1 protein-coding gene is annotated in these 470 nt (G+C 42.1%); it reads right to left on the bottom strand.

Annotated elements, in window-relative coordinates; all coding sequences use genetic code 11:
• Positions 1 to 264, bottom strand: a 264-nt coding sequence (locus FOI68_RS22850; RefSeq protein ID WP_143864424.1) for a hypothetical protein, incomplete at its 3' end; no start/stop codon positions are given.
• Positions 265 to 470: the final 206 nt, after the last annotated feature.

Here is a 470-nt window from a genome sequence, read left to right as displayed (position 1 = left end):
ATTGTTCAGCGCTTCCATTGGTTTCTTTGCGACGTTATCTCGAAACCACTCATAAGCGCCTCTAAACTTCTCCTTAATCATGTTCCAAACATTTAGCGCCGCATTCGCAATGGAGGTTTTCCAATTGTTGAATGCTTCCATCGGTTTTTTTGCGACGTTGTTAACAAACCAAGTGTAAGCATCCTTGAATTTTTCCTTCATTCCGTTCCAAACATTTAACGCGGCATTGGCGATGGAGGTTTTCCAATTGTCGAATGCTTCCATCGGTTTTTTTGCCACATTATCAACAAACTAAGCGTAAGCGTTTTTAAACTTGTCTTTTATCGCATTCCAAATACTCTCGGCTTTTGAAGCGACGGTACTCTTGACGTCACTGAATGCATTCACAATCTTTTTCGTCACATTGTCTACGAACCAACGATACGCATTTCCAAATGGCTTTTGGATCCCGTCCGCCATCTTTTCACCGG

This window comes from Brevibacillus sp. LEMMJ03, from assembly GCF_007197875.1.
Classification (GTDB): Bacteria; Bacillota; Bacilli; order Brevibacillales; family Brevibacillaceae; genus Brevibacillus; species Brevibacillus thermoruber.
The sequence above is the reverse complement of the archived record's forward strand: the minus strand, read 5'-3'. Positions and strand labels throughout refer to the sequence as shown.